The organism is Bacteroides intestinalis, from assembly GCF_003464595.1.
Lineage (GTDB): Bacteria > Bacteroidota > Bacteroidia > Bacteroidales > Bacteroidaceae > Bacteroides > Bacteroides intestinalis_A.
Genome location: NZ_QRZF01000031.1, coordinates 17,891 through 37,658, shown reverse-complemented (window position 1 = coordinate 37,658; position 19,768 = coordinate 17,891). Strand labels below are relative to the sequence as shown.

The following is a 19,768-nucleotide window of genomic DNA, read 5'->3' as shown; positions in this document are numbered from 1 at the left end:
CTAATATACTAAAAATATTAGGTGTGTTTGCGGAGAATCAGAAAAAAAAAAAACAGTTATTTTTGCAGGAAACATTATACTTAATAACACTTAAAACAATAAAACACATGAAAATCAGCACAAAAGCCGCTACTTTTCTAAGTTCAATAAAAACTCAAACTTACGACAAAAAAGAAAGAGAAATGATAATAACGTATCAACAAAAACGTGTCTTTCATCTATCCCTGCTCATGCTGGCCTTATGCGCACCCATATACATATATTCAGTTCCATTTCCCAATGAACAGTTTTATTATATTAACAGCGTATTATTCCTGTTTATCATTATGTGCACTCTCGCTTATTTTAAAAAGAGAGTAAATCTGACCACGACCTTTTCCATTATACTGATAGCCATACATATCGAAATTTTTATCGAGATAATTTATTGCTCAATATGTAGCGGATATGAATATAGTTATCAAAGAGCATTGATAATGAGTAACATTAGTATCTCTCTCTTATTTACCATGCTTTCCATCTGTGCCTATATGAGTAATATCTCCATCCTATTGTCCTCCCTTACCATAGCTTCCTATACAATCTGCACACTTATCACCGACGAACCGTTCCTATACAGTTATCTGCCTTTGGTCATCATCATATACACCATGATCCCCTTATTAGGAAGATCCTTACACAGTAATATCAGCAGCTTGCTAAAAAGTAGCAACTTGCTAAAAGAGGAAGAGGAAATGCTTTTGAAACGTCTCCAAATGAAAAAGGAAGAACTATTCGCGTTCGCCGAGTTGTTAAGCGAGAATAACCCGGAAGAAAAGACAAGCTCCCTGTTAAGCATAATAGGGGAACAATCCAAAGAAAATCTTTTTACAGCCCTTGCCGCACACCAGAAAAAGGAAAAAAGTAAACTTGATACGATCAGGAGAATATATCCCTATTTATCCCCGTCCGAATTAAACATCTGCCGTTTAATACTGCAAGACAAGACCGTCAGCCAAATATGCGAATTATTACATCGGAGTAGCGGAAACATAACCAGCCAACGAGCGAACATACGTGCCAAACTCGGACTGAAAAAAAGCGACAATTTAAAAGAAGCATTACAAGAACGCATGAGGCTGTATGAAGAAGAACACCGGCAAGAGGACTTTTCAGCCATGCGTTAGGGATTGCAGAGTAAAGCCCACAGCCTTTAGGCGAGGACTTGCAACGGAAAGCCTGACCGTCCCACAGGAACGCCCAAAAGAAAAAGAATCCCCCGAACATTCATCCGGGGGACATCCAAGCCGTCACATCAATTATAATACAGATTCAGATCATCCGTGCCAATCTCCTTTCCGTCCCGGAAAACAAGGCGTAAATCAATCCTCTCTCTGTTTTCATTGCCACAAAGATAGACATACCGGCCAACATACGCATCATACTTATCAATCAGTTCTAACGGTATGACCGGCATGGGAAAAGGATACACCTATATTGCATATAGCGGAAAATTTGTAAGATTACCCTGTACTTTATAAGGCAACATAGAAAATCTCTCCGCATGCAATTCCGGTCTTTTTCCCAGTAATGCTGTCAACGAATTGGCCCGGACATTCCCTTCGGCCTTCACTTCTATCGGCACCATTTGGGCATTACGTTGAATAACAAAATCCAACTCAAGACGCGAATTGTCTGTGTTATGGTAATAAATCGGTGACACGCCCTTACTTTTCATCTGCTGCAATACATACTGTTCAGTCATTCCTCCCTTGTATTCCTTAAATATGTCGTTTTTAATCAAGACTTGGGCCGGATCTGTCTTGACCATAGCACCCATAAGCCCCAAATCAACCATATAGAGTTTGAAAGCCGACAGGTCTTCATAAATATCAAGCGGAAGCTCCGGTTTGGTACATCGAGGCACTTTATACAACAACCCGGCATTTACAAGCCATTGAATGGCCATCTCAAAATCATTGGCTCTGGCACCTTTTCGCAAAGCTCCGTAAATGAATTTCTTGTTTTCTTTAAATAATTGGGAAGGAATGCTGTTCCATACCATTCGGACACGCGGAACCTGTTCTTTGGGCGCATGTTTTGAGAAGTCAAGATCATAGCCTTGCAAAATCTCCGACTGTATTCTTCTGACTTCCAGCAAGGAATCCGTTTCTACATATTTGAGTACAACTTCCGGCATACCACCTACATAATAATATTGCCGAAGGAGATCCGTATATTTGTCATGCAGGAGGCTTATCGTTTCAAAATCCCCACTCATAAGCAATTTACAAGCTTCTTCTTCTCCCTTGGCGACAAGAAACTCTTCAAAGTTCATAGGAAATATATTGATGACATTTACCTTCCCTACGGGATAAGACACATCCTGATGAAGGGATATCCCCAAAAGTGAACCTGCCACAGCTATATGATACTCCGGAACCTCCTCTTTAAAATACTTCAAAGATTCCAGTGCTTCCGGGATATCTTGTATCTCATCAAGGATAATAAGCGTATCACCCGGAGTAATGTCAACGGAAGTCATCGCACGCAGCCCCCGTAAAATTCTGTCAACATTGAAATCCTGAGAAAAAAGCTGGCGTGCAAGGTTATTCTTACGGCATACCACATAAGCCTCTTTTTTGTATTCAAGTTTGGCAAACTCATGGAGCAGCCATGTTTTCCCAACTTGTCGGGCACCATTTAAAATCAGAGGTTTTCTATCCTCACGGTTTTTCCATTCTATAAGTTGTTGCAAAACAAATCTTTTCATCTACAAACAGCATTTTTATACATGTAAAAACAGCGTATAATACATTTATCCGCACTTATTTAAAGCACAAATATACTAAAATAAACAGATAATAGAAGCAATCTTATACATTTTTCCGCACTTTAATCAACTCCAATGGAAAGCAGTAGCCAATTTAGGATTGCCTTCTCCACGCTCGATGGCCACCAGCGTATTGATGCCCACGCCCGCCAGTTCGGAGAAGTTCCAGCTGATTGACCTTCAAACTCTTCCTGCACTCTTTAATCATCTTTCCTAGCTCTTTCATATTCACAACACATTGTGATTTTAGTCAGTTTTCATCCTAGTTCAAAGAAAAAAACAGCCGATAAAGCAACTATAATCATTGTATTCATATAGATTAACATCATATATTCAAGTTAATCTATATATTTACATGGATTATTTGTATATTTGCAAAAAAGGAACAACCATGTGGAATGAAATGAGCAATCCAGCTGTGCTGATGAGAATCGGCCAGCGCATCAAAGAGACACGTATCAGGCAGCATATCACGCAGGAAGAACTGGCAACGGCTTCCGGTGTAAGCCCCTTGACCGTTGCGAACATCGAGAAGGGCAAATCGGTATCGCTGCTGTTGTTCATCAGCGTACTCCGCTCGCTCGGCCTGCTGGAGAACCTGGAGCAACTGGTACCGGAAATCCGGGTCAGCCCGATAGAGCTCAAAAAACTGCAAGGAAAGAAACGCTACCGTGTACGCCATTTAAAACAAGATAACCATGAATGATTTGATAGTAGATGTAAAGCTATGGGGAGAAAGCGTAGGCTCTCTCTATTGGGAAAAGGAAAGCAATGCCGCCTTGTTCGACTATGAACGGAAGTTCATCCGCTCCGGTCTTGACATTTCTCCCATCATCATGCCCATCAGCCAGTACAGGAACACCCCCTACCGGTTCCTTGAAAACCGTACCGACTGTTTCAAGGGGTTGCCCGGCCTGTTTGCCGATTCACTGCCGGACACTTTCGGAAACCAGATCATCAATGAATGGTTTGCCAGCAAGGGATTGTCCGGAGAAGAGATTACCCCTTTAGACAGGCTTTGCTATGTAGGCAAACGTGGCATGGGCGCACTGGAGTTTGAGCCGTCCTCGCCAATCAACGGCATGAACGAATCATCAGTGCTCCATATCGAGGAACTGACGGAGCTTGCCAAATCCGTATTCACGGACAGAATGGCTTTTCAGGTCCAACTGCGCCAGGAAGGAAGAAACATTCTGGATATACTGAAAGTGGGAACATCTGCCGGAGGTGCCAAGCCCAAGGCCATCATCGCCTACAACGATATTACCGGAGAGGTACGCTCCGGACAGGTAAAAGCTCCTGAAGGATTCGGATATTGGCTGTTGAAATTTGATGGCGGCAAATACAGCGAACACACGCAGATAACGGACAATCCACAAGGAATAGGAAATATCGAATATGCCTATCACCGGATGGCAAAAGCCTGCGGTATCGATATGATGGAATGCCGGTTACTTCAGGAAAAAGAGTCATATCACTTTATGACACGCCGTTTTGACCGTATGAAAGACGGAGAGAAAATCCATGTACAGACATTGGCCGGGCTTGCCCACTATGACCGTGACCAACGCCATTCATACGAAGAGATATTCCGTATCATGCGGCAGATGAACCTCCCTTATCCAGATCAGGAGGAACTATACCGAAGAATGGTGTTCAACGTCATGAGCCGTAACCATGATGACCATAGCAAGAACTTCTCTTTCCTGATGGATAGACAAGGGAAATGGAAACTGGCCCCGGCATACGACCTCTGCTACTCATACACACCGGGCGGCAAATGGACGAACCGCCACCAACTGTCACTCAACGGCAAACAAGACAATTTCACGATGGAAGATCTGCAAAAGGTAGGTGAGAACATGGGTATCCGGAAACACAAACAGATTATCGAAAAGGTACAGGAAACCGTATCGTATTGGCATGAGACTGCCAAGGATTGCGGGGTCAAGCCGGAACACGCCGATTTTATCGGAAAAAACCTGCTCTTGTTCGGCAAGCAACTGCATACCATCCAAATGCCGGACATTGCCAACGAACAAGAGCAGGCTTTCATGAAGGCTATGCGAAATGATGACTTCAATACCATTCTGGAACTGAAGATGAGAGGATATCAGCCATCGGAGAACACACTGAAAAGCCTCCAGCCGGATGTATCCGCCACCACCTTCATCGCTGCCGCCAAAATCTTCCAAATGGAAGGGATGCTAAAAAGCCTTCAGGACATAAAGCCTGTGCAAAGCCCGATTATAGGCGGCAATAAGCGTAGCATGGAATTGGGGGATTAGCACACAAACTACATCGCGCACAATTCAATATAACAGTAAATATATTAATTGTTATATATCATATTTTGATTTAACAATTAATATATTTACCTTTGTAAAATGACAACGAATCACATCACCCAAGCCATGGCCAATCCGGAAATCATAGTGGAACTGGGCAGACGATTTAAGGAATACAGGCTAACCTATAGGCTCACCCAAAAAGAGGCTGCCGAGAAAGCCGGTGTCAGCCTTATCACCTTACGCCAGTTTGAGAACGGGAAGGCCTATAACATCAATATGGGCAACTTTCTTGCCCTGTTACGAGTAGTGGACTGTCTGGAACAGATGGATGATCTGATGCCGGAAATACCTGTTTCAGCCTATACAATGGAACGAATAATGAATAAAAAGCCGAAAAGGATAAGACATGGAAAATAATGTTGTGAGTGTTATGTTATGGGGAGAAGAAGTCGGAAAGCTCTATTGGGACGAAAGAAACAAAAGAGCCGTCTTCAACTATCATCCGGATTTCATCAAGAAAGGAGTGGAAATCGCCCCACTGACCGCTTCTGTCAAAGGACCGGCGGCAAAGGGTATGCCCATACTCGGAAACAAAGAAAAGACTTATCAAGGTCTCCCACCGTTTTTGGCAGATTCATTGCCTGATCGGTGGGGTAACATGGTCTTCGACCAATGGGCGGCACAAAACCATATCCCCAAGCGCAAACTCACACCGGTAGATAAACTGTCTTTCATCGGGAAACGGGGAATGGGAGCCTTTGAGTTCATCCCGGCCACTCCTGGATTGGAATCCTCTTCCACTCTCCAGATAGAGAGTTTATACCAACTGGCACGCCGTATCTTTGAGGAACGGGAGGAAATATCCGTGCAAGATGACGAAGCACTGCAACTGCAAAGTATCTATGAGATAGGTACATCAGCCGGAGGGCAGCACCCGAAAGCCATCATCGCCATCAATGAAACGACACATGATATACGTTCCGGCCAAGTCCCTTTACCGGAGGGCTATACCTACTACATATTGAAGTTTGCAGAAGGGGACGATTTTCCGTTCACGCAAATGGAAATGGTATATTATGAGATGGCAAAGGAAGCCGGGATTACGATGATGCCTTCCCGACTCATTCAAATTGATGGAAAACATCACTTCCTGACGGAGCGTTACGATAGGATAAACGGAGAGAAGATACATACACAGACACTTGCTGCCATGAATCCGGATGCAACGAGCTATGAGGATTTGTTTGAAGTCTGCCGAAAACTGAACATCCCGGCAAGCGAACAGTCCGAACTCTACCGTAGGACGGTATTCAATATCATGGGCGGCAATGTGGATGACCACATCAAGAATTTCTCTTTCCTGATGGAAAGAAACGGCACATGGCACATCACCCCAGCCTACGACATGACATTCACCACCAATTTGGACGGTGCGGCATACGAAAACGCACACTCCATGAGCATTGCAGGAAAAGATAACGACATCACGGAAGATGACCTGATGCAATTTGCCAAACAGAACGGAATAAAGAATGCGAAAAGGATAATCGAAGAAGTCAGCCTTGCCATCAGCCATTTTTACGATTATGCCACCAATCATCAAATCGATGACTATTGGAAAGACCGCATCGAAGAGCATCTTTCCGGTTTGGTATCTCCGATCATAGGGAAAACCATGAAACACTACCTGCCCACCATTGTCGAACCCTACGAGACAGAGGATGGCTTTTTGGTATCAGAAATCAACATCATCGAAAACACCCGGCATGATTTCCGTATCGAGGCCTTCATAAACGGAAAGCGACAGAAATACATTGCCGGGCGTAAAAGCGATTTGGCTGCTGAAGTCATTGCCAAAGGCAGAAACAAGATGCCCGTTGAGAACAAGAAAGAACTTGTGGAACGGTTGTTACTGCCTTTAGCTAGAAGATAAAAACAGACGAATAGCGACACTATTACATTAATAAAAAGTCTGTTCTTGTTCGGCAAGCAACTGCATACGATCCAAATCCGGACATTGCCAACGAACAAGAGGAGGCTTTCATGAAGGCTATGCGAAATGATGACTTCAATACCATTCTGGAACTGAAGATGAGAGGATATCAGCCATCGGAGAACACACTGAAAAGCCTCCAGCCGGATATATCCTCCACCACCTTCATCGCTGCTGTCAAAATCTTCCAAATGGAAGGGGTACTAAAAAGCCTTCAGGACATAAAGTCTGCGCAAAGCCCGATTACAAGCGGTAATAAACGTAACATGGAGCAAACAAATTTACTATTCAATTTTCAGTTTTTTTCTATTTCTATACTACTGTACGCCATAAAATAACGAAGAAACTTATTCCTATATCAATTCATAATCAATAACATACAATTCACCAAGAATATTAGGGAATGCTACAGTATCATATATCACCTGCCCTACTCCATTAAAATTACCCGGAGATATTACAGATGCTACAACACCATGATAAGCTGTGGGAGAAAAAGAAAGATCTGCTAATCCATTTATCCCAATAACATTTTTCTGTACACCAGCATTATTAACATTACAAAAAATTGCATAATGAATAGTTTGATGTAAATTTACAGCAGCATTAGGAAGATGCACAAAATATAATATATCTCCATTATTACATTTAGCTAAATCATGATAGGTATTTATTTTTTGTATCATACTTTCTAAAGAAGCTCCAAAAGGATTAACTGAAATTCTTTTTCCTGTTGCCTGTTCTATAATTCCTCTAACTAAATTAGCACACCCTCCACCATTTGTAGGTAAATTAACATTCAAATTCTGAGTATTAGTAATAAATTGTGTAATCAATTGTCTATCATTTATACTTATAGCCATATATTATAACTCATGTTCTCCTACTCTCTCAAAGGCTTTTCGGAACCTGCCTATAAAAACTGTCTCTGTAAGCTTACCCCACAAATCTACCCTATAATCCCCAAACCGCTATCATCCCTTTTCTGAATGCCATGGAATTTTTTCCGAATACATAAGTTAGAAGATGAAAAAAGATTGTATTCAAAGTTTTTGGTTCTTTTTTGAAAAAAGAACCGCTGGCCAAAAATCCAACGGTTACTTTACTTTCGGAAAAATATGCAATGAAGTTTATAGGCCGAATGAGGAACGCAGCTTCTTCATGGCATTCTCCACATCAAAGAAAGACACATCCATAAGATCTTCTCCCCATGCTTCCGGAAAGTCAAGAATGGAACGTCCGTTATTAAGAACCGCATCACGGATGGCTTTCATCACATTCTGCCGAGTCGGTTCCAGCTTGAAGAAAAGGCAATGCCTGACTGCCATTGTAAGGGTATCATCATCTATAAAGAAACGGATGGTGACGGTCATGTGTACCTGCGTCCGTTTCTCCAGTTTCTTCTTTTTAGTTTCCAGTTTGGCCAACCGGGAAACATAGAATGAAGGGATATGTTTCCCGGATTCAACGCAAGTCTTCATCGCTTCATGTATTTCAGCGATGCCGTCACGTATATCCGTCAAGTCGGTGCAGTTGGATGCAACCGTATAAGCCGATAACTTTTTCATCTCAAAAGCCGTTTTTATATGGCAAAAGCCCTGTTTGTGAAACTTATAATATATGAATCTCCTTATCACCTACCTTCTCGTCCGATACGACCAATACCTCGTACTTCATCCTCTTGTAATTATAGACTACGGCAAGCGTATTAAAGCCACCGTTATCATACCGCCTGTCATAAACGGTATGTACATACTCATACATCGCATTCCCCATCATGAACTTTACGGAAACATCCGTAAAGTAAAATGCCACCGCATAAGCCAGCGTTTTCTTTTTATCAACCTTTTTTGTTTTCATAACCATTTGTCCTTTATTGTTTTCTGATAAAATATTCAATGGCCGAATGAACCAATATATAATGTGTGGGTGTCTGCCTGCACTGTTCCGCATAAGGATTATAGAACTGGAGAGCCAGCGCATGGTATAATTCCGGCAATTCCCGCTTGATTCTCGCCGTAAGCAGCCGATAGGAGCATTTTCTACCGTACTTCATCAGCTCACGCCATTTGTCCTGTGTTATTTCCGTGCAATTCGTCTCGTAAACCATAACTTCCGTTTTTAAGTTCAATATTCCGGTTGGAAAGCGGAAAGGGGTTGTTCCCTCTCCGTTTATTCTCTAATCAATTCAGGCAAGCTTTTACCGTTATACCGGTTTTCAGTCCTTTATCCAGCTGCACGGTCAACCCACGAACATTCACCTCTTGAATTTGAGAAAGAAGCACATAACCCCATTCCCATTCTTGAATATGGCAATAACCGAAAAAAAGCCAGTCACCGTCTTCCTGCTGTTCGGCTTCCGTTACCAACCATACCACCGAAGAAAAAGGAAGGAAAAACCTTGCGATGACTTCCGCATTAAGCCCCTGCCCCTCTTTTGAGTACAAAGGGTTGGCTTCAAACACATTCTTTAGTTGTTCCGTCACTGTAATCATATGTCACATTTTTAAAGGGTTAAACTTCTAATTTTATGCTTCAGCTAGATTTAAAGACCTTTTTTTAAAACCCCTTTCCGGGATGACCTTTTCTTTCTGCCGACTTTTTTTTTGAGCTTTCATGCCCCATCTGAGTTTATAAGCCTTTTTTTTACGGCACACAACAAGAAGGAAGGAGGGATTGAGAAAAGTTTTGGACGACAAAAAATGTTGGGGACAGCGAAGCCGTCCGGCGTTATTTTTTTCGGTACAAAGGGCGAAGACCGGAACTCTTTCGTATCCATCCACCGAAATAAATTTGCCGTTCAAAAACAAAGGCTCTCAGACGGGGCTATGAAAAAACGTACATTAGGGGAGGCAGAAAACAAGGAAAAGGGCAGTACGGAAATAAAAGAAGAATAAAATCCAACATTATTCACATTGATATATAATAGCCAAGTATTTCGCCATATCAATATAAATCCAACTATAATCAAAATCAAACAGTTATCTAATTTATTGGTTATTAAACATATAATACGCCAAAACATTTATTTTGGAGAATATAATATTAATTAAACAAAAAAATGTAAGCATTCGATAAACTCCCCCTTTCATTCTAAAAATGTGATATTACTTTTGTAATCAAAGTAAAAAAGCTCAATTGTTATGTCACATCAATGGACCATGGAAGATTTTGAATCTATTTATTCCCGTTTCAAGTCGAGCGGACTGTCAGTTATGGATTTTTGTTCGAATGAATGTATTCGTCCCAAACGTTTCTACGAGTGGCGTTCCAAGCTGTTGCGCAAAGGCGGCTTTATCCCGGTAAAGGTAAACAGTAAGGGCCAGGTCAGTCTTCCCCATAAGGAGAAATCCCTGCTGTCTGCCCCTCCGGTCAGCCCGTCGCCAATTCCCCAGCCGCTATGTGAGATCTCCTATCCCAATGGCGTTACAGTCCGCTTGAACAGCCCTTTGTCACCGGAGGTATTGCAAACCCTGATATTTTTGAATTCAAACCGTTAGCCTATGTTTTCTTTGAATGAATCCAACAGATATTATCTTTACCCGTATCCGACAGACATGCGTAAGAGTTTTTATACGCTTAGCGGCATCGTGACCAACCAGATGGGAAAGAATGTACGGGACGGTGACGCTTTCATTTTTATCAATGCGAATTGTACCTGTATGAAAATCCTCCAATACCTGCACTATCATCCTCTATCAAACAGGGTTGAGATAACGCTTGGGATAACCAATCCTCCCAGTGGCAGGATTGTAAAAAGACTACTGGCCGATGCCGTAACCAAAGGAATGATAGAAGTACTCTAACAATAGTAGTGCCACTATTTTATAAGCAGCACTGCAATTGTTCCTTACCCCAGCAAATGCACCTCCTGTAACCTCACCAACCCCAAATACATCTTCAAGAACACCTCCTGATACACCTTCAGATCCGGGAAATAGACGAAAGACTTCCGGGCAAAAGAGAGGCACGTGAATGGCCGTTCATTCGGAACCTCCATTTCCGGATAGCGTTTCTTCGCCTGGTCAACCGCCATCTTGTTCAGTGAAGCCACGAAGTTAGCCTGGCGTATCGGATTCCATTTCGGGGTTTCAAGAATCACCATCCCATCTTTCCGCTCAGGAATAACCAAATATTCATCCTGCACGTTACGGACGTAATAGCACACAAAAGACAAGGCCTCATAGACATTATCCCCTACATGAATACCGATAACCCGTTCTTCAACCGGTGTACCGGCAAAGCATTCCGCAATCTGTTTCATGGCATACCCATGCAACAAGGCAGCATCAGAAGCCAACAGATAAGCCGGTGCGGTACGCTCTCCTCCCTTATCGATGGCAGCAAAGACAGAAGGACTCCAACAGAGATGGATGAGCTTTCCTTTTTCTTTCTCACGAAGGGAAGCGACACATAAACGGTTATCAAAGACCAAACGGGCTTCTTTCGTTTCCGGATGGAACTGGAACACGTTCCGTACCCTGTCCGGCTTATGGATATCCATCATCAGATAGCCCTGCCAACCGGACACGTGCTTTGTCTTCAAGACGGTTTCGCTTTCCTCCACATCGAAAAGATAAGACAAGAGCTTTTCTCGCTTACAACATACGAAGAGAGAAAGCTCGTCCTGTTCTTTCATCTGCTGCATATCCAAGGAAAGAACAAAAGCCAATTGCCAAGGAGTAAGCTCGGAAAAGCCATGTAATTCAATACAAGACAACGCATCCTTCTCCGGTGAGTAAACGACATATCCCCGGCCACCTATCTCATATCTCAACATGAAATCCCCCTGTTCAGTGGGATGATAATTCTGTAAAACGGTCTGATAATTCATAAAGCAAATATATTAAGTTAGTATTCATCATAATGAGAAATCGGGACCACTCTTGCGTTTCCGTTTCTTTTTGGACGGTATGAGATCATCCTCTTGCGACTTCTTCCCGCTGCCGGTAATGTCAAGTTCCGGAATGGCCATAACTCCCCCACCCTGCATATAGAAAGCCTCACGATCCACCCGCTCACGGAACTCCCCTACCCTATCGATATGTGGCGAGAGACCGACAGCCACACCATCGAAATGCTTCTGGATATTCTGATAAGTGAGCTTACGGGAAAGATCCGCACCTTTAAAGACATGAGCATTTTCCACGTTTTCCATATAAAAGGAAATCCCGTATGCGCCTTTGCTGTTTACATGTTCCGTCACACGGATCGATTCTTCCGCCAACCTTTTCTTAAAATCCTCATAGCCTAAAGAAGCGTTCAATGCCTTAAACACATGGTCATAGAGATAATGCTTCTGTTCATCGGCGCTCATGCCCCGGCCATCAAAACGAATATTACCAAAACGATATTTCTGAGGAAGTGAAACGTCCTTCAGGTAAAAGCCTGAATCCTTGATGCCATAGACATAATAGGATTTGTCCTTCTTGGTGACCAGACGCATATACAATCCTTCTTGTTCCAGGTTCCTTCGGAAATCGGATGTACTTTCGGAAAAAGAGTAGATGCGGTCAAGCTGTTGTAACAGTTCATCCTTGAACAAGGGGTTGAAAAAACCTCCTTTTTCCAGCAATGCGAAAAGGTTGTCATAGCTTTCATCCCCCAATAGGACACGCCATTCTTCATTGGCCAATTTTATTTCTTGCAAGGGTTTATTCAAAGACCGGTATGTATCGGATTGTTCCAGGACAGCCGATACCTTATCCTTGTAATTATAACTACGCATGGCTTTCTTCAAGGCCGCATCGAAATAATAGTTACGGTATTGCGCCTCTCCCAACGTGGTTCTCTTGCCTCCTTCCCTTTCCAAAGGCAACAGACCGTACTTCTGCTCCAGTTCCCTTGAGATCTTTTCGGAACGGCTGTAATTATTTCCGGAAGGAATGCTTTTGCCTTCTTCATCAATTGTGGTCAGCAGCACATGCACATGGCTGTGTGCCTTGTCGGTATTTAGGACAACGGCATAACAGGACTTTCCGTACCCCATCCTCTCGATATATTCCCCGGCAAGAGAAAGCCACTGTTCATCGGAAAGGCTTTCTCCCGGATAGAGGCTCAGAATAAATTCCGCATAAGGTAGTTTCACCCGGTCATTCAACTGGGAGATAAGTTTCATGTAGGCTGGCATGGCGGCCAGTTCGTCACCAGTGGAGGTGTAAAGCACTTTTCCGTTTCCTTCCTTGACCTTGGAAAGCTGGTATTCAATTTTCCGGCTCATGGACAGGTGGGATGAGAAAGAAGGTTGTATCTCGGCTATCATAACAATTTCCGGTTAATGGTTTCTACATCCGAAAGGTATTGGTTAATCCGATCCAATGAATACAATATATTTTCATCGGACGGAAGCGTATTGATATGTTTGGCAAGCTGGTTGATATTGGCTCCTATTTTACGAAGTTCATATATCATTTGCACATCGGTTTTCGATATGCTTCTGCCTTTCAAGGCAGACTCTCTGATAAAGGAAGAAAGGGATTTTCCCTCTTCCTTTGAACGTTGAAGAAGCTGTTCTTTCTCGGCTTCCGTCAAGCGGATCTTTATACTTATATCTCGATTCTCTTTCATATATACAGAGTATGTGAGTGTAACGAACATTGGTCGGCAGCTCGGCTGTCGCAAGGTTTTTTGTACCCACAAAAACATACCTTGCATTAGCAAAGATATACAATAATACTCAGCTGTGAAACAAAACCAGACAAAAGTCTTGATTTCTTAATCCAGATTAACCGCTCACTTTGTTACAAAGTAACTACGCACATTGTAACAGGCGAACGGAAAGCCATTAGTTACAAAATACATAATTACTAATTATATTATTACAAAGTATGAACATACATACTTAATTATAAGATTAAGTATGTACATATTTATATTTATATTTATATATGTAATTACTTATACAATTAAGTAAAAAAGTGTATAATAAATTAATTATAAAAGTATGCAATTATTTAATTTATTATTTATATATTTGCGCACATACTTAAAAACGTACATTATGGGACAAATATTACCAGGAGTAGTCGTAGCTTTTGAGAATCCCAAGGGCGGGGTAGGGAAGTCTACGCTGACAGCTTTGTTTGCAGGTTATATTCATTCGCAGTCAAACGAAGAGGGGGGCTTATCCATTGCCGTGGTGGATATCGACGACATGCAGAACACTATCGGAAAATTACGTGAGGACGAAGCCGAGGACGGAATCATGAAAAAGGAAGAAGAATATGAGGTTATCAATATCTCTTCCTCAGAGTTCATCAACCAACTGGATTTCCTTCAGGACAATTACGACATTATACTTGTCGATTTTCCGGGTAACCTGAAACAAAACGGTGTAGTTGAAACGCTGCACTTCGTTGACGTGATCATCATTCCCTTCGAACCGAACCAGACCGATTTAAGACCTACATTGACCTTTTACTATAACATCTATGAAGGGATTATCGAAAGCCGTCGAAAGATTGGTAAAAAGACTACCGTGCGTGGTGTTATGAACCGTGTTCTTCCGAATGTGCTGGAGTTCAAAGAAATTTTGAAAAATAAAAAAACCTTGCCTTTCGAGTTGATGCAAAACTACATCAAGGATTCAAGGGTTGACTATCAACGCAATTTAAGTACGCTGAGTAAAGCGTACCATCATCCCTGTGATGCTTTCTGTGAAGAGGTATTGGAATTAATCTGTAACCATATAGGAGAATAAAGCTATGGCAACCAACAAAGAAAGGACATCATCAGCCGCCATGAGAAAACTCTTGCTGCAAAGCGCCAGTAAGAAAGAGCAGGAAATCCAGCAGATCGGAAGTGTTGCGGAAAGCACTATCCCCCAACCTGCGATTGAGCACCCCATCCATGAAGAGGTGAAAGAATCGGCTCCAGTCAAAGAAACCGTCCAAGAACCTCAGCCGGAACAAATGGAAAAGCCGGAATCCAAACCTTCCGTGCAGTCTTCTCCAAAAACAGAAGAAAGCAAAGTCTGCGGAAAAAAATTCTCGGAATATCTGGAAGAGCGAAAATTAAAGAACACCGAAGTAATCCGGATATCCAGCGAAACCCACAGAAAGCTGAAGCAGATTGCTATGGCCACTGGATTAGGAATGCACAACATCGCAAACAACATTCTTGAAGACATATTGACCAGCCATAACAAGGAGATTCAAGCGATACTGAAGAAGTATATGAGCATCTGATTCTACTTTCGGAAAAATATATACGCCTGTTCGACTGCATCCGTCGGGCAGGCGTTATTTTTGCACACCGTTTTAGTGAAGGCCGGCATTGAACCGGGACACTTTTACACAACTGCGGAAAAATCCCTTTGCCTATTATCCTGGACAATATGTTAAAGAATTCAAACCTCTACTTGTTTCCACCTCAAAATTTTTTCCGAAAGTAAGAATACGGTAACAAAATCATTTCTTCGTTTTATTTAGGTTTTTAGGGATTTAAGTATTTGTGGGACACTTTTACACAACTAATAAGGGAGGTTTTCCGTATAATCAACTATATTATTGCAAGTTAGCACTTACTGGCATCTTCTCGTAACCGGGACACTTCTGCACAACTAACCGACTATTCGGGACACTTCTGCACAACTGAACAGGAAAGTCGGGATACTTTTACACAACTAGAATCTGCATTCGGGACACTTTTACACAACTAAATCAGGAATCCGGGACACTTCTGCACAACTAAACCGGCCATTCGGGACACTTTTACACAACTGGGGGATCGGAAACAGCCGTAGTCGGGACACTTTTACACAACTAAATCAAGAAACAGCACGAAAAAAATGCTTTGGAATCTTCATTTATAGGGAGTTAGATTCACTATCTCCGTAAAAAAACGTATCTTTGCATCAGTAAACAACAAGTGTCCGCCTATGAAGGAAAGTAATACACAAAAAGAGTTGAGCAGAGTCCCCAGGACTCTCAGCGAGTCTTCCAACACGAAAGTATTGGAAGTTCTATTTGATGCAGGCGGCACTGTCATGTCTGACATTATCATTTACGTGGCATCTTCACAAATGAAAGATCTGTTCGGCGACTGCTGGTTCTCCATCAACGATTTTTGTGAGGTCATGGGGTATGAACGAACCAAGTTGCAACGAAAACTGACCGAGAAGCAGCTTGATTTCCTGTTCAGCAACCAACGTCCGGTATATATCACCGAACAGAACGGCCAAAAGATAGAGCATCCGATAGAGAACACCTTTGAAGCGGCGTTATACCGTTTAGGGACATCCAACCTCAGTGTAGCATACGCCATGAACGGCAAGACGCAATATAAGTTCATTCAAATACTGGACCGCTTTGAGATAAAGGATAACTTCGGCACGAAAAAGCGCACCAAGCGGAATTACAACGTGCATCTGAGCAAAGATCTGATGAATACTTTGCTTACCGAATACAATCTGCTGGAACTGAAAGACTACCGTAACCTGCCCAACCGCAAAGGCTACCGCAAGTTTTATCTGAACCTGGCGAAAATGATTTACCTGATCAAGTATAAGATTGACCAAGGACAAGCACCTTATTTCACCGTTACGGTTGACCAACTTGCCAAGGAATTTGATGTAACGGTAAAGGACAACCATGACCGGAAGAAGAAGGTGACCAGCATCTTAAACGGTATCAACAAAAAGCTGGAGAGAACCAAATTCCAATACCAGTACATCAAAGGAAAAGGGGAGAAGTGGCCCTACACCGTACAGTTTTTCTTTGACCAGGAAACATTGGAATATTTCGACGAAAAGATAAAGGCGATACTGACCTCGCAATATCACGATGCGCTTAAATCATGCTTCTTGTTAAACAAGAAAGGCATTCCCGTGAGCAGACATTATCAATATAAGGATTTCTTTAAATTGGGAACCGGCGAATATTATCATGAATTTACCGCATGGCTTTATTCTGAAGAGGACAAGGAGATTAAGGAGAACATCTACCGGGATATCTATATAAAGGTAGTAGGCATTCGTCCAGAAGACCTTGCCGTCAACTTAAATCCCTAAAAGTTGGAACAAAAACCATAAAATAGTATCTTTGCAGCGGATTGTCAGAAAATTGGCAGCCCGCTTTTTACATACGTCCGTCTGTCTAACAAAAGAGTGGCATCTATCGTTAAGGAATTAACAACAACAGGCGCATGCCTGTACCAGTATGAAACTGGTACGGGGCGTGCCTTTGTTGTTGGAACGCCACGTCCATGTTAGAGGGTACGTTTCCGTACCCTTATATAAACATAAAACAAATTCAATGGTTCAAACAATTGCCACCCTGATAGATGAGACGCTCATGGTAATGGGCGCCCATCTTCACGTGCGGATGACAGACGAAGAAAAGGCGTATCTTGATGCTCATTTCGAGCTTATCCATATCAAAAAGGGAGAACACCTCGTCACCAGGGGCGAGGAAGTATGCTACCTCTATTATCTGGAATCCGGCATCGTCCGGTTATGGTTTCCGGACAAAGAGAATAGAGAGATTTCAGCACGGTTTATCCAAGCCAAAGAGTTCATCAATTTTTTCCTTTCACATGAAGAACACCATGCCCACTACAATATCAAGGCATTGGAGCCATGCAAGATCTGGAGATTGCCCAAAAAAGATCTTCATCAGCTATATGAGTTATCCATCAATTTCAACAAGCTGGCCAGAATACATTTGGTAAGATCCATCAACCGCAAAATAATAAGGGAAGAGGAGTTTTACACACTGGATGCCGAAGCGCGTTACAAAGCGCTTTTGGCCAATGAAAAATGGCTGTTACGTTCAATACCCTTAAAAGACATAGCAAGTTATATCGGCATCACGCCACAAGCATTGAGCAACATCCGAAAGCGCATATAAACCAAACCCTATAAGCCGGGCAGGACAGTTTTACACAACTAATCCTATTCGGCTTTTTTCTGTAGAATTATTCCACACCTGCCGGTTTACGGCACATGTATTTTTTAATGCACATTAAATAAACACGAAAGGCCCTTTAAAAGCCCTTCATAAAATTTGTCCTCCCGTATATAATCTATATGTTTGGAGCGAAAACAACGCGATAAGCACCTTGATTCGGTTCTGCCGACAGGAATCCGCGTAAATTGGAAACACCGTATGAGACAAATAGAAAAATATATAACATTAATAACCTAAAGAGTAATTCCCATGGAACACATCAGACTGACTGCTATCAGCCTTAGCCTGCTGTTATGCACCGTAAGCGCTTTTGCGCAACGCCATTATGAGAACATCCCGGCACTTGAATTGAACTACGGCACTAACCTGTTCGGCAATGCAGGCAACTATTACAACCTGTCCTTTTCCAGATACATCAACCGGACAAGCTATTGGAAAGCCGGGTTTAGCTATTTTGAGAAACCTTACGAATATACAGCCAACCTACCGCAAGTCTCTACCTTGAACCCGGAAGAAACGATTCCCGAAACGATACATGACAAGGGTAAGGACTTTTTTGTGGACGGCGGTTATTACAGAACCCTGGCCTGCAACCTGAAATCCGTTTACTGGGGCATCGGCCTGGGAGGATTCATCGGTACAGAATACGTCCGCCACCCCGATAAGGAATACAACTTCATCATCGGCCCGAAACTGGAAACGGAACTGGAAGTATTCATCCTGCCCCGAACGGCATTGCTTGCCCGCATACAACAACATTGGAATCCCCTATCCATTGACAAGTGGAACACTGTCTGGAACGTAGGAATAAAGATACTGCTCTACTAACCGACAAATCATATCACCATGCTTATTATCATATTGTTAGCCGATACAAATGTATCCGGCCTGATCTCCTTATACCGTGAAATAGGCGCCATGCTGATAGGGGTAGGCTTTCTATGTGCCGGACTAGCGGTACTTAAAAAGCTGATAAGCAACCACGAGCGCACCAAAGAGGCCATCATCACCTATATCACGGCATTGGTCACTTGGCTCATTATCTGGCAACTCTTATGAACGTAGTGGATTTGATACTGGTTGCCATACTCGCCTGTGTCACGCTTCACTTTTACTTTCGGAAAAAGAAGAAAGCACTTTCTTCCGGAAAGGAGAAAGAGAAGCCGATAAGGGAGGCGGTGCGCAAGGAAGGGCAGGAGAGAGCCTGTCCGGTCATCTGCGTGGTATTTCAGCCTGAGCTGGAAGAAGAGGAATTGGCTGCCGAGATAGCCGATATGTACCTGCATGGAAGAGCCTACTACTACTCAGGCAAACCACTGCCGGAACAGCCGAAAGAAGAGCCCATATCCATCAAGTATAAGGATGTGCAATGGGAGAGACTGAAAACGATTCATGTTTAATTAAAAAATAGGAACAAAATGAAAGCAATCGAAAATGTAAGAGAAAAAGCGAACCAAGTCATTAACCGCTATGGAAAGGTTATCTTCACCTTTCTCATATTCTTCACGCTGTTGGGAACGGCACAAGTGGCGGAGGCACAAAGCGGCCTGAAGATTAACAGCCTATCCGAAGTGACAGACAAAGCCAAAGAGGGTGCGGACACCATTCTGGACGTAGCCAAATACATTTTGGCGGCGGTACTCGGCATCGCTCTGGTCTTTGTCATCTATTCGCTTGCCACGAACAATCCCCATGCCAAGGAATACCTGCTCGGCTGGATCATCGCCGTGGTAGTCATCATGGTAGCCTTCCTGATTATCTAAAA

Annotated in this window: 25 protein-coding genes and 1 pseudogene; 16 read left to right on the top strand and 10 right to left on the bottom strand. The window is 42.7% G+C overall.

Annotation, left to right across the window (positions count from 1 at the left end):
• The first annotated feature begins 107 nt into the window (after nt 1-107).
• On the top strand, nt 108-1,166 hold the full coding sequence (locus DWW10_RS24475) for a helix-turn-helix domain-containing protein (RefSeq protein ID WP_117867187.1): 1,059 nt from the start codon (nt 108-110) through the stop codon (nt 1,164-1,166).
• Nucleotides 1,167-1,471: 305 nt separating this feature from the next.
• Here the strand turns inward: DWW10_RS24475 and DWW10_RS24470 are convergent, their stop codons facing one another.
• Both DWW10_RS24470 and DWW10_RS26550 read right to left on the bottom strand, forming a co-directional pair.
• Nucleotides 1,472-2,752 carry an ATP-binding protein gene (locus DWW10_RS24470; RefSeq protein WP_005868811.1) on the bottom strand — a complete coding sequence of 427 codons (1,281 nt, stop codon included), beginning with the start codon at nt 2,750-2,752 and terminating at the stop codon, nt 1,472-1,474.
• Nucleotides 2,753-2,878: 126 nt separating this feature from the next.
• Nucleotides 2,879-3,038: pseudogene (locus DWW10_RS26550) on the bottom strand (helix-turn-helix domain-containing protein).
• A gap of 129 nt (nt 3,039-3,167) precedes the next feature.
• Here DWW10_RS26550 and DWW10_RS24460 point away from each other — a divergent pair.
• From DWW10_RS24460 to DWW10_RS24440, 5 genes are all read left to right on the top strand, one after another.
• Nucleotides 3,168-3,518 carry a helix-turn-helix transcriptional regulator gene (locus DWW10_RS24460; RefSeq protein WP_005868812.1) on the top strand — a complete coding sequence of 117 codons (351 nt, stop codon included), beginning with the start codon at nt 3,168-3,170 and terminating at the stop codon, nt 3,516-3,518.
• Entirely contained in the window at nt 3,511-5,100 is a 1,590-nt protein-coding gene (locus DWW10_RS24455; RefSeq protein WP_117929156.1) for a type II toxin-antitoxin system HipA family toxin, read from the top strand. Before DWW10_RS24460 ends, DWW10_RS24455 begins: the two co-directional genes overlap by 8 nt.
• A gap of 99 nt (nt 5,101-5,199) precedes the next feature.
• Complete coding sequence (locus DWW10_RS24450) at nt 5,200-5,520, top strand: helix-turn-helix domain-containing protein (protein ID WP_005868815.1); 321 nt, start codon at nt 5,200-5,202, stop codon at nt 5,518-5,520.
• Nucleotides 5,510-7,036 carry a type II toxin-antitoxin system HipA family toxin gene (locus tag DWW10_RS24445; RefSeq protein WP_117867189.1) on the top strand — a complete coding sequence of 509 codons (1,527 nt, stop codon included), beginning with the start codon at nt 5,510-5,512 and terminating at the stop codon, nt 7,034-7,036. The genes DWW10_RS24450 and DWW10_RS24445 overlap by 11 nt, the downstream gene beginning before the upstream one ends.
• A gap of 110 nt (nt 7,037-7,146) precedes the next feature.
• Nucleotides 7,147-7,434: a hypothetical protein gene (locus DWW10_RS24440; protein WP_007569214.1), complete on the top strand. Its 288-nt coding sequence runs from the start codon at nt 7,147-7,149 to the stop codon at nt 7,432-7,434.
• A 15-nt stretch (nt 7,435-7,449) separates the two neighbouring features.
• Here DWW10_RS24440 and DWW10_RS24435 read toward each other — a convergent pair whose 3' ends face one another.
• The 5 genes from DWW10_RS24435 to DWW10_RS24415 form a co-directional block, all read right to left on the bottom strand.
• On the bottom strand, nt 7,450-7,959 hold the full coding sequence (locus DWW10_RS24435) for a hypothetical protein (RefSeq protein WP_007569216.1): 510 nt from the start codon (nt 7,957-7,959) through the stop codon (nt 7,450-7,452).
• 267 nt (nt 7,960-8,226) lie between these two features.
• Nucleotides 8,227-8,664, bottom strand: coding sequence for a hypothetical protein (locus DWW10_RS24430; protein WP_005868821.1), 438 nt, complete (start codon nt 8,662-8,664; stop codon nt 8,227-8,229).
• A gap of 43 nt (nt 8,665-8,707) precedes the next feature.
• Nucleotides 8,708-8,956, bottom strand: a complete 249-nt coding sequence (locus DWW10_RS24425) for a hypothetical protein (RefSeq protein ID WP_005868823.1) — start codon at nt 8,954-8,956, stop codon at nt 8,708-8,710.
• 13 nt (nt 8,957-8,969) lie between these two features.
• On the bottom strand, nt 8,970-9,206 hold the full coding sequence (locus DWW10_RS24420; RefSeq protein ID WP_005868824.1) for a hypothetical protein: 237 nt from the start codon (nt 9,204-9,206) through the stop codon (nt 8,970-8,972).
• 73 nt (nt 9,207-9,279) lie between these two features.
• The gene (locus DWW10_RS24415; protein WP_005868826.1) at nt 9,280-9,591 is read right to left on the bottom strand and encodes a DUF2958 domain-containing protein; all 312 of its coding nucleotides are present in this window, start codon (nt 9,589-9,591) and stop codon (nt 9,280-9,282) included.
• Nucleotides 9,592-10,239: 648 nt separating this feature from the next.
• Between DWW10_RS24415 and tnpA the strand changes: the two genes are divergently transcribed.
• Together tnpA and tnpB are read left to right on the top strand one after the other, a co-directional pair.
• Nucleotides 10,240-10,596: an IS66 family insertion sequence element accessory protein TnpA gene (gene tnpA, locus DWW10_RS24405; RefSeq protein ID WP_004319780.1), complete on the top strand. Its 357-nt coding sequence runs from the start codon at nt 10,240-10,242 to the stop codon at nt 10,594-10,596.
• A 3-nt stretch (nt 10,597-10,599) separates the two neighbouring features.
• Nucleotides 10,600-10,902 carry an IS66 family insertion sequence element accessory protein TnpB gene (gene tnpB, locus DWW10_RS26545; RefSeq protein WP_083444256.1) on the top strand — a complete coding sequence of 101 codons (303 nt, stop codon included), beginning with the start codon at nt 10,600-10,602 and terminating at the stop codon, nt 10,900-10,902.
• A 44-nt stretch (nt 10,903-10,946) separates the two neighbouring features.
• On the opposite strand, the gene DWW10_RS24395 is transcribed toward tnpB, so the two are convergent.
• The 3 genes from DWW10_RS24395 to DWW10_RS24385 are packed head-to-tail and all read right to left on the bottom strand — an operon-like array spanning nt 10,947 to nt 13,693.
• Nucleotides 10,947-11,930: a hypothetical protein gene (locus tag DWW10_RS24395; protein ID WP_005868869.1), complete on the bottom strand. Its 984-nt coding sequence runs from the start codon at nt 11,928-11,930 to the stop codon at nt 10,947-10,949.
• Between the two features lie 27 nt (nt 11,931-11,957).
• Nucleotides 11,958-13,358 carry a relaxase/mobilization nuclease domain-containing protein gene (locus DWW10_RS24390; RefSeq protein ID WP_005868870.1) on the bottom strand — a complete coding sequence of 467 codons (1,401 nt, stop codon included), beginning with the start codon at nt 13,356-13,358 and terminating at the stop codon, nt 11,958-11,960.
• On the bottom strand, nt 13,355-13,693 hold the full coding sequence (locus DWW10_RS24385; protein WP_008770294.1) for a plasmid mobilization protein: 339 nt from the start codon (nt 13,691-13,693) through the stop codon (nt 13,355-13,357). Before DWW10_RS24385 ends, DWW10_RS24390 begins: the two co-directional genes overlap by 4 nt.
• 403 nt (nt 13,694-14,096) lie before the next feature.
• Between DWW10_RS24385 and DWW10_RS24380 the strand changes: the two genes are divergently transcribed.
• The 8 genes from DWW10_RS24380 (at nt 14,097) to DWW10_RS24345 (ending at nt 19,766) form a co-directional block, all read left to right on the top strand.
• Nucleotides 14,097-14,795, top strand: a complete 699-nt coding sequence (locus DWW10_RS24380; protein WP_005868872.1) for a ParA family protein — start codon at nt 14,097-14,099, stop codon at nt 14,793-14,795.
• A gap of 4 nt (nt 14,796-14,799) precedes the next feature.
• Nucleotides 14,800-15,282 (top strand): DUF3408 domain-containing protein, encoded by a 483-nt coding sequence (locus DWW10_RS24375; RefSeq protein WP_005868873.1) that lies wholly within the window; start codon nt 14,800-14,802, stop codon nt 15,280-15,282.
• A 692-nt stretch (nt 15,283-15,974) separates the two neighbouring features.
• Complete coding sequence (locus DWW10_RS24370) at nt 15,975-17,105, top strand: hypothetical protein (RefSeq protein WP_005868874.1); 1,131 nt, start codon at nt 15,975-15,977, stop codon at nt 17,103-17,105.
• Between the two features lie 244 nt (nt 17,106-17,349).
• Nucleotides 17,350-17,943: a Crp/Fnr family transcriptional regulator gene (locus DWW10_RS24365; RefSeq protein ID WP_005868875.1), complete on the top strand. Its 594-nt coding sequence runs from the start codon at nt 17,350-17,352 to the stop codon at nt 17,941-17,943.
• Nucleotides 17,944-18,252: 309 nt separating this feature from the next.
• On the top strand, nt 18,253-18,831 hold the full coding sequence (locus DWW10_RS24360) for a conjugal transfer protein TraO (RefSeq protein WP_005868877.1): 579 nt from the start codon (nt 18,253-18,255) through the stop codon (nt 18,829-18,831).
• Between the two features lie 18 nt (nt 18,832-18,849).
• On the top strand, nt 18,850-19,062 hold the full coding sequence (locus DWW10_RS24355; RefSeq protein ID WP_005868879.1) for a hypothetical protein: 213 nt from the start codon (nt 18,850-18,852) through the stop codon (nt 19,060-19,062).
• Entirely contained in the window at nt 19,059-19,403 is a 345-nt protein-coding gene (locus DWW10_RS24350; protein WP_005868881.1) for a hypothetical protein, read from the top strand. The genes DWW10_RS24355 and DWW10_RS24350 overlap by 4 nt, the downstream gene beginning before the upstream one ends.
• 18 nt (nt 19,404-19,421) lie before the next feature.
• Nucleotides 19,422-19,766, top strand: a complete 345-nt coding sequence (locus tag DWW10_RS24345) for a hypothetical protein (RefSeq protein WP_005868883.1) — start codon at nt 19,422-19,424, stop codon at nt 19,764-19,766.
• Nucleotides 19,767-19,768 lie beyond the last annotated feature (2 nt).

Coding starts and splice junctions, on each gene's coding strand:
- DWW10_RS24380 (WP_005868872.1), top strand. CDS start 14,097: ATGGGACAAATATTACCAGGAGTAGTCGTAGCTTTTGAGAATCCCAAG.
- DWW10_RS24470 (WP_005868811.1), bottom strand. CDS start 2,752: ATGAAAAGATTTGTTTTGCAACAACTTATAGAATGGAAAAACCGTGAG.
- tnpA (WP_004319780.1), top strand. CDS start 10,240: ATGTCACATCAATGGACCATGGAAGATTTTGAATCTATTTATTCCCGT.
- DWW10_RS24445 (WP_117867189.1), top strand. CDS start 5,510: ATGGAAAATAATGTTGTGAGTGTTATGTTATGGGGAGAAGAAGTCGGA.
- DWW10_RS24395 (WP_005868869.1), bottom strand. CDS start 11,930: ATGAATTATCAGACCGTTTTACAGAATTATCATCCCACTGAACAGGGG.
- DWW10_RS24365 (WP_005868875.1), top strand. CDS start 17,350: ATGGTTCAAACAATTGCCACCCTGATAGATGAGACGCTCATGGTAATG.
- DWW10_RS24415 (WP_005868826.1), bottom strand. CDS start 9,591: ATGATTACAGTGACGGAACAACTAAAGAATGTGTTTGAAGCCAACCCT.
- DWW10_RS24425 (WP_005868823.1), bottom strand. CDS start 8,956: ATGAAAACAAAAAAGGTTGATAAAAAGAAAACGCTGGCTTATGCGGTG.
- DWW10_RS24385 (WP_008770294.1), bottom strand. CDS start 13,693: ATGTTCGTTACACTCACATACTCTGTATATATGAAAGAGAATCGAGAT.
- DWW10_RS24350 (WP_005868881.1), top strand. CDS start 19,059: ATGAACGTAGTGGATTTGATACTGGTTGCCATACTCGCCTGTGTCACG.
- tnpB (WP_083444256.1), top strand. CDS start 10,600: ATGTTTTCTTTGAATGAATCCAACAGATATTATCTTTACCCGTATCCG.
- DWW10_RS24440 (WP_007569214.1), top strand. CDS start 7,147: ATGAAGGCTATGCGAAATGATGACTTCAATACCATTCTGGAACTGAAG.
- DWW10_RS24450 (WP_005868815.1), top strand. CDS start 5,200: ATGACAACGAATCACATCACCCAAGCCATGGCCAATCCGGAAATCATA.
- DWW10_RS24375 (WP_005868873.1), top strand. CDS start 14,800: ATGGCAACCAACAAAGAAAGGACATCATCAGCCGCCATGAGAAAACTC.
- DWW10_RS24455 (WP_117929156.1), top strand. CDS start 3,511: ATGAATGATTTGATAGTAGATGTAAAGCTATGGGGAGAAAGCGTAGGC.
- DWW10_RS24430 (WP_005868821.1), bottom strand. CDS start 8,664: ATGAAAAAGTTATCGGCTTATACGGTTGCATCCAACTGCACCGACTTG.
- DWW10_RS24420 (WP_005868824.1), bottom strand. CDS start 9,206: ATGGTTTACGAGACGAATTGCACGGAAATAACACAGGACAAATGGCGT.
- DWW10_RS24435 (WP_007569216.1), bottom strand. CDS start 7,959: ATGGCTATAAGTATAAATGATAGACAATTGATTACACAATTTATTACT.
- DWW10_RS24475 (WP_117867187.1), top strand. CDS start 108: ATGAAAATCAGCACAAAAGCCGCTACTTTTCTAAGTTCAATAAAAACT.
- DWW10_RS24390 (WP_005868870.1), bottom strand. CDS start 13,358: ATGATAGCCGAGATACAACCTTCTTTCTCATCCCACCTGTCCATGAGC.
- DWW10_RS24460 (WP_005868812.1), top strand. CDS start 3,168: ATGGATTATTTGTATATTTGCAAAAAAGGAACAACCATGTGGAATGAA.
- DWW10_RS24345 (WP_005868883.1), top strand. CDS start 19,422: ATGAAAGCAATCGAAAATGTAAGAGAAAAAGCGAACCAAGTCATTAAC.
- DWW10_RS24360 (WP_005868877.1), top strand. CDS start 18,253: ATGGAACACATCAGACTGACTGCTATCAGCCTTAGCCTGCTGTTATGC.
- DWW10_RS24355 (WP_005868879.1), top strand. CDS start 18,850: ATGCTTATTATCATATTGTTAGCCGATACAAATGTATCCGGCCTGATC.
- DWW10_RS24370 (WP_005868874.1), top strand. CDS start 15,975: ATGAAGGAAAGTAATACACAAAAAGAGTTGAGCAGAGTCCCCAGGACT.